Origin of the sequence: Clostridium bornimense (assembly GCF_018917145.1) — a bacterium.
GTDB classification, from domain to species: domain Bacteria; phylum Bacillota; class Clostridia; order Clostridiales; family Clostridiaceae; genus Clostridium_AN; species Clostridium_AN bornimense_A.
Genome location: NZ_JAHLOD010000037.1, coordinates 22,082 through 32,564 on the forward strand (window position 1 = coordinate 22,082; position 10,483 = coordinate 32,564).

At 29.2% G+C, this 10,483-nt stretch carries 10 protein-coding genes and 1 riboswitch; of the genes, 6 read left to right on the top strand and 4 right to left on the bottom strand.

The window, feature by feature from the left end:
- The first annotated feature begins 111 nt into the window (after positions 1-111).
- The 6 genes from KQI30_RS12225 (at position 112) to KQI30_RS12250 (ending at position 5,843) form a co-directional block, all read left to right on the top strand.
- Positions 112-930 (top strand): hypothetical protein, encoded by an 819-nt coding sequence (locus KQI30_RS12225; protein ID WP_216463635.1) that lies wholly within the window; start codon positions 112-114, stop codon positions 928-930.
- Between the two features lie 186 nt (positions 931-1,116).
- Positions 1,117-1,896, top strand: a complete 780-nt coding sequence (locus KQI30_RS12230) for a hypothetical protein (RefSeq protein WP_216463636.1) — start codon at positions 1,117-1,119, stop codon at positions 1,894-1,896.
- Between the two features lie 110 nt (positions 1,897-2,006).
- Entirely contained in the window at positions 2,007-3,869 is a 1,863-nt protein-coding gene (gene asnB, locus KQI30_RS12235) for an asparagine synthase (glutamine-hydrolyzing) (RefSeq protein ID WP_216463637.1), read from the top strand.
- Between the two features lie 116 nt (positions 3,870-3,985).
- Positions 3,986-4,780, top strand: a complete 795-nt coding sequence (locus KQI30_RS12240; RefSeq protein ID WP_044039517.1) for a thymidylate synthase — start codon at positions 3,986-3,988, stop codon at positions 4,778-4,780.
- 11 nt (positions 4,781-4,791) lie between these two features.
- The gene (locus KQI30_RS12245) at positions 4,792-5,280 is read left to right on the top strand and encodes a dihydrofolate reductase (RefSeq protein WP_216463638.1); all 489 of its coding nucleotides are present in this window, start codon (positions 4,792-4,794) and stop codon (positions 5,278-5,280) included.
- A 77-nt stretch (positions 5,281-5,357) separates the two neighbouring features.
- Positions 5,358-5,843: a hypothetical protein gene (locus tag KQI30_RS12250; RefSeq protein WP_216463639.1), complete on the top strand. Its 486-nt coding sequence runs from the start codon at positions 5,358-5,360 to the stop codon at positions 5,841-5,843.
- 53 nt (positions 5,844-5,896) lie between these two features.
- Here the strand turns inward: KQI30_RS12250 and thiT are convergent, their stop codons facing one another.
- From thiT to nadA, 4 genes are all read right to left on the bottom strand, one after another.
- Entirely contained in the window at positions 5,897-6,508 is a 612-nt protein-coding gene (thiT, locus tag KQI30_RS12255) for an energy-coupled thiamine transporter ThiT (RefSeq protein WP_216463640.1), read from the bottom strand.
- 145 nt (positions 6,509-6,653) lie between these two features.
- Positions 6,654-6,754: riboswitch (TPP riboswitch) on the bottom strand.
- 337 nt (positions 6,755-7,091) lie between these two features.
- On the bottom strand, positions 7,092-7,928 hold the full coding sequence (gene nadC / locus KQI30_RS12260; protein ID WP_216463641.1) for a carboxylating nicotinate-nucleotide diphosphorylase: 837 nt from the start codon (positions 7,926-7,928) through the stop codon (positions 7,092-7,094).
- On the bottom strand, positions 7,909-9,210 hold the full coding sequence (locus tag KQI30_RS12265; protein ID WP_437177735.1) for an L-aspartate oxidase: 1,302 nt from the start codon (positions 9,208-9,210) through the stop codon (positions 7,909-7,911). Before KQI30_RS12265 ends, nadC begins: the two co-directional genes overlap by 20 nt.
- On the bottom strand, positions 9,200-10,105 hold the full coding sequence (gene nadA, locus KQI30_RS12270) for a quinolinate synthase NadA (protein ID WP_216463643.1): 906 nt from the start codon (positions 10,103-10,105) through the stop codon (positions 9,200-9,202). Before nadA ends, KQI30_RS12265 begins: the two co-directional genes overlap by 11 nt.
- Between the last annotated feature and the right edge of the window lie 378 nt (positions 10,106-10,483).

The following is a 10,483-nucleotide window of genomic DNA, read 5'->3' on the forward strand; positions in this document are numbered from 1 at the left end:
ACAAAATATAAGATATTTTGTAACACTTTTTTTATTTTCAAATAGAAGTGAAGGGGTTATAATTGTAAGAGTTGAAATATTAAGTAAATAATATGTTGGGGGGATTGTTACATGAAGATTAGAAGAATAATATCTGGACTTATTGTAGGAGTTAGTTTGATATCTTTTATAGGATGTGGTGACAAAAAAACATATGATATAAAATTTAATCCATCATCTGGAGAAGAATATAGTGCAACTAGTATTATTAAGATGGATGCAACGGCGAAAGGACAAAAGTTAGCTATTGATGCTAATGTAAAGTGTAATATTAAGTATGTTGATGTATCAAAAGATGAAATTACTGAAGAAATGAAATATGATGATTTTGATATGAACATGAATATTGGTGGGGCTATATCTGTTGAAATTAATGAAGATAATGATATGTTCAAAGACGTGATATCTGAATTAAAAAGTAGTAAAATCACAGTAACAGTAGATAGAGAAGGAAATGTATTAACATATGATATTGAAGGTGGAGAAGCATTAAAATCAAAGGCAGATAGTTTAAATTTAATAAGTAAAGATAGTGCTTTTTCAGTAGATAATGCATGTATGTTAGAAAATATAAAAGTAAAAGAAGGGGAAGAAATAATAATACCATTAGATAAGTTGTTAGGAAAAGATACAGAGAATAAGTTAGGAGTAAATTTTGAAGACTCTAAATTAATAGGAAAAGTAAAATCTATAAAAAATAATGTAGCAGAAATCAATTTTAATATAGATAGTATGAAGTTAGGTGAAAATGATGCTACATTGAAAGACTTTAAGTGTAATATGAAGGTTAATGTCAAAACAGGTATTACGGAAAATATTAATGTGAATGCAAAATTAGAAGGTTCAATTGAAGGAACAATTGATATTAAAAATACAATGAAAAAGAAATAACCTTAAAAAATAAAGTTATTGCAATGAGAAAACTCTCAATGTTGGTGCAATAACTTTTTTTTATAAAGCACAATATAATCATAATGAAAAAGATGTCGTAATATAGAGAATGATATGTTTTTAATATACTAAGTATGATATAATAACGGATAATGAAAAAAATTACTGAAAGGGGAAAATAAGTATATGGGTGTGAGGAAAAGATTATTTATAGTATCAATATTGAGTTTTTCTTTAGGAATATTGGCTGGATGCAATAAAGATTCATATACAATTAAGTTTGCCCCTGAGAAAGGAAGGGAATATAGAGTTCAATATAATACAAAATTACAATCAAAAGATGAAGCGATTAATATTAAAAATAATTTTGATATAAATTTAAAGTGTACAGATATTAAAGAAAAAAAGGCATATATTGATTTGAGGTATAATGATTATGTAATAGATACAAAGGAAGATGGTATATTAATAAAAGCTGATGAAAATAGTGAGATATTCGGGGAGAGTATACATAAAATAAAGTCAGATATTTTTAAAGGAAGTATATATGCAGAGGCAGATTCTTTTCAGTATAATTTAATAAGTGGAGATGAAGATGTATTAAGAGATGGTACTTTGAAGATTGAAAATCAACAAGAAAAGATATTTGAAGCCATTTCATGTTTTGTAGGTGAAAAGATAAGAAATAATGGTAAAATAAATATGAGCTTCAATAAGATGCTAGGAAGAGAGACTTGTAAGGAGATTGGCTTAAATAATACTAATATAAAAGGAAAAGTAATGGCTATTAAAGATGATACTGCTTTAGTTGAAGTATGTAGTAAAGGTAATAGCAATATTAAAATAGAAATATCTGCACAATTAAATGTTAATACTGGAATGGTTAGGTATATGAAAATAGACATTGACAATAATTCGAAAGAAACAGGAAGAAAAACTTTTGCAGCAGATATATTTGTTGAATAAGAGTAGATATACTATTTTAAAGTAGATTTTTTTTGATATAATATAAGTTATGTTAAGTGAAAAAAATAATGAATTATATAATTTTGGATACTTTTGAGAGGAGTAATTATATGTGCGGATTTGTATGTTTATATAGACCACAAGGATTAAAAGAACAAGACCTTCCGATGGTTGAAAAGATGAATGAGATTATTGCTCATCGTGGACCTGATGATTACGGAGTATATAGTGATAGCAAAGCTATTTTAGGATTTAGAAGATTATCTATAAATGACTTAGCTAATGGACATCAACCTTATGCTTATGATAAAGGAAGATTAAATATTGTCTTCAATGGAGAAATTTATAACTATAGAGAACTTAGAAAAGATCTTCAAGAATTAGGTTATGAATTTGTAACAGATTCAGAAGTTGAAGTTATAGGAGCAGCATATACACAATATGGTAAGAAATATGTTGATTATCTAAGAGGTATGTATGCTATAGTTATTAGAGATGAAGAAAATGATACTATTTTTGCATGTAGAGATATATTTGGTATAAAGCCTCTTTATTACACAGAAGATGCTGAAGGATTAATGTTAACATCAGAAAGTAAGGCATTCTTATTTGCAGATAGAAATATTGCAGAAGTGAATAAAGATGGTTTACAACATTATTTAACATATCAATTTGTTCCAGAGCCACATACAATTTATAAAGATGTTATGTTACTAGAGCCAGGATGCACATTAACAAAAGTAGGCGATGGTGAAGCTAAAATTGAAAGATATTTCAAAATTGAATTAAAGCCACAAGAAAATGATAAAACAGCTATGATGAAGGAAATAAGAGAAGTAATGGAAGATTCAGTTAGAGTACATTTAACTTCAGATGTTCCTGTTGGTTCATTCCTTTCTGGAGGGATAGATTCAACAATAGTTGTAGCATTAGCAAAACAACATAAACCTGATATTAAGACATTTACAGTAGGTTTTGAAGTAGATGGTTATTCAGAAATTAATTTAGCAGAAGAATCAGCAGCAGCACTTGGTGTTGCAAGTTATAAGAGAATAGTAACTGCAAAAGAATATATGGATGCTTTTCCAAAGTTAGTATGGCACTTAGACGGTCCAATGGCTGACCCTTCAGCAGTACCAATTTATTTCATAGCGGAAGAAGCAAGAAAGCAAGTTACAGTTGTACTTTCAGGAGAAGGTGCAGATGAAATGTTTGGTGGATACACTATCTATAGAGAAAGCGAATCTTTAAAGATGTGGAATCATGTTCCAGGCGTACTTAAAAAGATGTTCTTAGCATTTTCTAAGCTTATACCAGAACACGTAAAAGGAAAGAGCTTTATTGAAAGAGGTTGTACACCAGTAGAAGAAAGATATTTTGGTAATGCTAATATATTTAAAGAAGTACAAAAGCCTTTAATCTTACCATTCTATAATGATAAGGTTAGACCTCAACAAATAACTAAACCATTTTATGATGAAGCAAAGGCATTAGGTTTAGATGGTGTTGGAAAAATGCAATATATAGATTTTAATACATGGTTAACCGGGGACATTCTAGTGAAATCAGATAGAATGACTATGGCACATTGCTTAGAGCTTAGAGTACCTTTCCTTGATAAGGAAGTATTAAAAGTAGCAAGTAAACTTGGAAGATATGACAAGATAGGTGGACATACTACAAAGAGCTTACTTAGAGAAACTTTTGCAGATATATTACCAGATCCAGTTACAATGAGAAGAAAACTTGGATATCCAGTACCTATTAGAGTATGGTTAAAGAACGAAATGTATGAATGGGCAAAAGATATTATCAACAGATCAGAATGTCCAGAATATATAAATAAAGCAGAAGCATTAAAGCTTTTAGAAAACCATAAAGCAGGTAAGGAAGATGAATCAAGAAAGATTTGGTGTATATTATCTTTCCTAGTATGGTATGAACAAGTTATGGAAATAGTAAAGAAGAGATAAAGAGTTCATTGAGCTGTTACAAGACGTTGAAGTCGTGTAATGGCTCTTTTTATTAGATGTTATAAAAAGAAAAAAATGATATAATTAAATTTAAATAAAAGAAAGGATATGAACTAATGAATAATGCTGATAAACAATATTTAACTTTAGTTAGAGATATATTAGATAATGGATATTACGATCAAAATAGAACAGGTACAGCGACATATAAGTTACCACATAAGATGTTTCAATTTGATTTGTCAAAAGATGAATTTCCTATATTAACAACTAAATTTGTTGCATTTAAGACAGCAGTTAAAGAATTATTATGGATATTTAAAGATCAATCAAATGATGTTAAGAAATTACAAGAACAAAATGTTCAGATTTGGAATGAGTGGGCATTAGAAGATGGAACTATAGGAAAAGCTTATGGATATCAAATAGCTAAATACAATCAAGTAGATAAATTAATTGAATCACTAAAGAATAATCCACAAGATAGAAGAATGATGATGAATCTTTGGAATATTGAAGATTTACCAGAGATGGCACTTCAACCTTGTTGTTTTTTAACTATGTGGGATGTTACTGATGGAAGATTAAATTGCATGTTAGTTCAAAGAAGTGGAGATGTGCCATTAGGAGTTCCTTTTAATATGAGCCAATATGCGGTACTTGTTCATTTAATTGCTCAAGTAACTGGATTAAAGCCAGGATTATTTACTCATGTAATAAACAATGCACATATATATGAAAATCAAGTTGAGGGAATGAAGCTACAACTTACAAGAGAAAATGAAACTTATGAAGCACCAAAGTTATGGATAAATCCTGAAATAACTAACTTTTATGATTTTACACCAGATGATATAAAGCTTGAGGGATATAAATATCATCCATCAATTAAGATGGAAGTATCAGTTTAAGGGGGCGAATTATGTTAAACTTAATGGTGGCAGTAGCTGAAAATAATGTCATAGGGAAAGATAACAAGTTAATATGGCATATACCTAATGACCTAAAGTATTTTAAATCAGTTACAAGTGGGCATAAGATTCTTATGGGAAGAAAAACTTTTCAATCACTTCCAGGAATATTGCCAGGAAGACAACATTTAGTTCTTACTAGGGATAAAAATTTTAATGTAGAAGATGAAAGAGTCACTGTATTACATGGTATGGAAGAAGTGATGCCTTATGTGGATAGTGAAGAAGAAATCTTTGTAGTTGGCGGAGCAGAAATATATAAAACGTTATTACCATATTGTAAAAAAGCATATATAACAAGAATTAAAGAAAGCTTTGAAGGGGATGCTTTTTTTCCACACTTTGATGAAAGTATGTGGATAACTGACAGTATTACTGAAGGTATTGTGGATGAAAAAAATAAATATCCACATAGCTTTTATGTTTATACAAGAAGATAATAAGACATAAAACTCTGGCTATAAATAAATTTCATAGGCAGAGTTTTTTATTTACGAATTCAATAGGGGTTGAGAAAATGGGGTATTTTGCAAAACTGATAGCGGTATATTTACTTATAACAGTTTTAGTAAATAATATATTTATAAAATATAATAGTAAAAATGAGGGTAAGATACAAAGAAGTAATTTTGTTTATGTAATATTAACGTTAATAGTAGCTTTCTTATTAAGCTTAAATAGTGAAAAAATTAGTATTATTAGTGTTAGTACTATATTAATAGAGGTAATAATGACCAATATATTAATAAGTCGTTGTATAGGTCATCTTATATATAAATTATCTAAGGGTAAAAGTCGTAAGAAATATGATGTTAAAAAAGAAATGATCAGGGTATTAAGTTTTTTTATAATGATGACTTTATTAGTAATTTTATTAGGAACAATAAAGCAAGTTTCATTATGCTATGTAATAGTATTAATAGGTATATTAGCAATTATAATGTTTTTAAATATAAAGAATCTTATTAAAGAATTTACTATGATAAAAAGAATACGGGGATAATTTTGAACTGATAAAAAGCTGTTATACTTTTTTGTGTATAACAGCTTTTTCTTTTATATTTCTTTTAGTTTATCTATAGGGATAAAATATATAACAATAAGACATATTATCCCGTTTGGAATTATCAATAGTGCATTAGTAACAGCAGAGTATACTATTGGAGACATATTATCAGGTGCAAAGCTACCAAAGAATACTACGCCAGATATAAAGTGAAATATAAATCGTCCAATCATAGCTGCAGTAACTGCAAGAGTCTTATTATTTTTGAAATATCCAGCTAAACCTAGAGCCATATAAGGAAGTGGATAATCAAATAAAACTTGAATAGGATTTAAGATATATGGTCCAAGAATTAAATCAACAATACCGTACACAAAGCCAGTTAAAAAGCCTATTTCAGGACCATAAATCATAGCCATAATAAGAATAGGTACCATACTAGCCAAGTTTATGCTACCACCTTGAGGAAAGTGGTAAAACTTAATAAGACTTAATATTGTAGATAAAGCTACAGCTAAGGCAACTTGTACTAATATTTTTGTTGTAAATTTTACTTTTTTAATTTTAATAAATATAACAATTAAAATTATTACAGCAATAAGAGTTAAGATAGTTAATGGACTTTTGGCAATATCCGTTAGGTTAGTAATAAAAGTTTTCATAAAATAGCCTCCTGATATGCTAGGTAGAGGAGATTTTCATATAGTTACAGTTAGCAGTTTGATAGCTAGTAGATGAAGGAAGAAATTCACGTAGAATTTCATTAATTTTTTGTAAATAAGTGCATTTTTATTTCAAATTCTAAGTCATCAATAAGTACTGCTTCCCTTCGCTGGCATTATCCAGATCAGGTTTAAGGGTTAATGAAATATCATCTCTCAGCCATATAGGCACCCCTAGCAAAATTTATTTCAATAATAGTATAGTACAATATTTGTAGTAATGCAAAGAACAGTCATTTTGAATTAGAGAAAAGGGGATGTTGCACACAAAGGAGCAGGTAGATATCAGAGCACAAGTATGATGGCACAAGGCACAGTTCTTGAACTAGAATAGATGATTTATAAAAAACAACTAGTTTTATATATGCACTAAATACATCTATAAACACAATTGTAATTCTCACAGCCCGCAGGACTATAGTATTTTTCATGCAGGGGAAAATTAACATCCGTTGTGAAATGTGAATTGCCTGAATTGTGAATTGAAAAAAGATGACCAAGTGGTCATCTTTTTTAATGATATTTAAAGATTCTTAAGATCTTTCATGGATATATCTAGAGCTTTAACGGAGTGTGTTAAGGCACCAACAGATATGTAATTAACTCCAGTTTCAGCAACAGAACGTATTCTTTGAAGATTCATATTTCCCGATGCTTCTATAAGTGCTTTACCGTTTATTAAATCAACTGCTTTCTTAGTAGTTTCATTGTCCATATTATCTAACATAATGATATCAGCCTTTGCATCAAGAGCTTCTTTAACTTGATCTAAGGTTTCAACTTCTACTTCAATTTTACGTACAAATGAAACTGAGTTACGAGCTTTTTCTATAGCATTTTTGACTCCACCAGCAGCGGCAACATGATTATCTTTTAATAAAACACCATCAGAAAGATTAAAACGATGGTTACAACCGCCTCCGACTTTAACAGCATACTTTTCTAGTATTCTAAGCCCAGGAGTGGTTTTACGAGTATCTAGAAGCTTACAAGATGTATTAGATAGTTCTTGTACATACTTATTTGTTATTGTGGCAATACCAGAAAGATGTTGAAGTAAGTTTAGTGCAACTCTTTCTCCTTTAAGTATATTTAATGTATTTCCTTTAAGACTACCTATAATTTCGCCATTTTTAACGGAATCACCATCTTTATATTGAAAAGATGCTTCTACATCACCAAGAAGATAAAATACTCTTTCAAAAACTTCTAGACCAGCAATTATACCGTCTTCTTTGCATATAACATTAACAGTAGATTGTTGATCTTTAGAAAGAATAGATGATGATGTTATATCATCGTCCCATACATCTTCTCTTAAAGCATTTTTTATTATTTCATCAATAATTAACCAATTCATTTTTTATAAAGTCTCCTTTACTGCTAAAGTATTTAATAAGTGTAGCTAAAGAATCCTTTTTTGTAGTGTTGATATCTAAGATATCTTTATAGTCTACTGTAGTTAAAGTAGTATCATTTATAAAAGTATTAATTTCTTTAGCAGCACGTCTTGAAAAAACTAAAGCTTCTAATAGAGAGTTTGATGCTAGTCTATTTGCACCGTGAACACCAGTACAACTAGCTTCTCCAACAACATAGAGATTATCCATTGAAGATTTAGAATTTAAGTTTACTTCTATTCCACCCATAAAGTAATGTTGAGCTGGTGCAATTGGAATAGGTCCAGCACATAAATCATAACCTTTTTCAAGACAATTAGAGTATATAGAAGGAAATCTATTCTTAATATATTCAGAATCTTTATGAGATATATCTAATAATACATGAGAACTATTAGTTCTATGCATTTCTTTTAAAATTTCTTTAGTAACTACATCTCTAGGTAATAGTTCATTAACAAAACGTTCACCATCAAGATTTGTAATAATTGCTCCTTCACCTCTTAAACTTTCAGATATAAGGAAGCATCTACCATCATTATTTTCATCATAAAAAGCTGTTGGATGAAATTGAATATATTCAGTATCATGAAGTTTAATATTATGTTTTATTGAGAGATATAAACCGATACCTTTTATATGTCTGAAGTTTGTTGAATGCTTAAATAGTCCACCAATTCCTCCAGTAGCTAGTACAACATCTTTTGCAGTTAATTTTATATAATCATTATCTTTATAATATATAATTCCATGACATTGATTATTTTCTACTAATAAATCAACTAATGATGCATTTTCTATAATGGTAATATTTTTTTTAGTTTTTACTTTCGCTAATAATCCATCTACTACAGCTTTTCCAGTTGTATCTTTATGATGAACAATTCTATTTATACTGTGAGCTGCTTCTTTTGTATATAATAGATGGTTGTTTTCTTTATCTAAATCAACACCAAGTTTTAATAAATTATCTATGTTTTCTCTAGATTCATTAACTAAAACTTCTACTGCTTTTACAGAGTTTTTATATTGACCAGCTTTTAGCGTATCTGCTATATGTGCTGGAATATCTTCATTACTTCTAGCAGTAGCTATTCCACCTTGTGCAAGGTAGGAATTACAGTCTGTACATGTTTTTTCGGTAATAATAGTTACGTCTATGTTATCTCTTAAATTTAAAGCACAATATAGTGCTGAGGCTCCTGAACCAACAATAACAACAGATGAAGTTTTAGTTTGCAAGTTCATGCATCCTATTTAAAGCTTTTGCAGCTTTTTTTCTTATATCTTCGTCTACTGTAATTTCATAAGTACCTTTAGCTAAGGCATCATAAACATCTTCAAGACGAGTTTTTTTCATATTTATGCAAGTCATTGTTGTTCCAGGGACATAGAAGTTTTTATCAGGGTTTTTTAATTTAAGAGGATGAATTACACCTTCTTCAGTAACTATTAAGAAATTTTTCTTATCACTATTAGTTGCATAATTTATTATTTCACCAGTAGAACCAATGAAATCTGCTAATTCTAAAACATTCTCCTCACATTCAGGGTGAGCAAGCACAACTACATCTTTTAATTTTTCTTTAGAGGATGTAATCCATTCAGGTTGTACTTTTCTATGTGTTATGCAAAAACCAGGCCATAGTACAAAATCTTTATTAGGGAACTTATTTGCAATATGTCTACCTAAGTTTTTGTCTGGTAGAAATAATATTTTATCACTATCTAAATTTGATATTATTTTTTCTGCATTTGAAGAAGTAACAATAATATCAGATAAAGCTTTTACTTCAGTAGATGAGTTTATATATGTAACAACAGTATGATCAGGATACTGACGCTTCATTTCTAAAAGCTTGTCTACATTAGCCATATCAGCCATAGGGCATCCTGCATCTAATGCTGGTAAAAGTACTTTTTTATTAGGTGAAAGTATTTTCGCACTTTCTGCCATGAATTTCACACCACAAAAAATAATAAGATTATTAGGGCTATCTTTAGCAACTTTACTTAAGTAGTAAGAATCACCAACATAGTCCGCAATATCTTGAATTTCTGGACGTTGATAGTAGTGTGCAAGTATTAGAGCCCCCTGCTCTTTTTTTAGTCTGTTGATCTCTTTGATTAGATTCATAATATTCAACTCCTGTAAAGTTATGTGTATATACACTTGTAAATATTATTATAATACATATTAGTAAAGAGTTGAACCTATTTAGTTAAAATTTTCACTATCTCATTTTTAAAAAAATGGGTACTAAAGGTTATGGTATAGAAGAGATCAGTTTTTTAGTTAATTGTATTTTATGAAAAACCTAGGAAGTAAGAAATATGAGACAAGATTACTGCTAATATAATAAAAAGGTATCGCTTAATGCAATACCTCTTTTTTATTGTTTAATGAATACCACAGGTTCGACCTGTGGTTCTAAAAAGCTTTTAGCTATACGTAGAAAATAAAAAACCTCCGATGTAAAATAATAGTAGGTTTGCCGACCAATACTATAAGTTA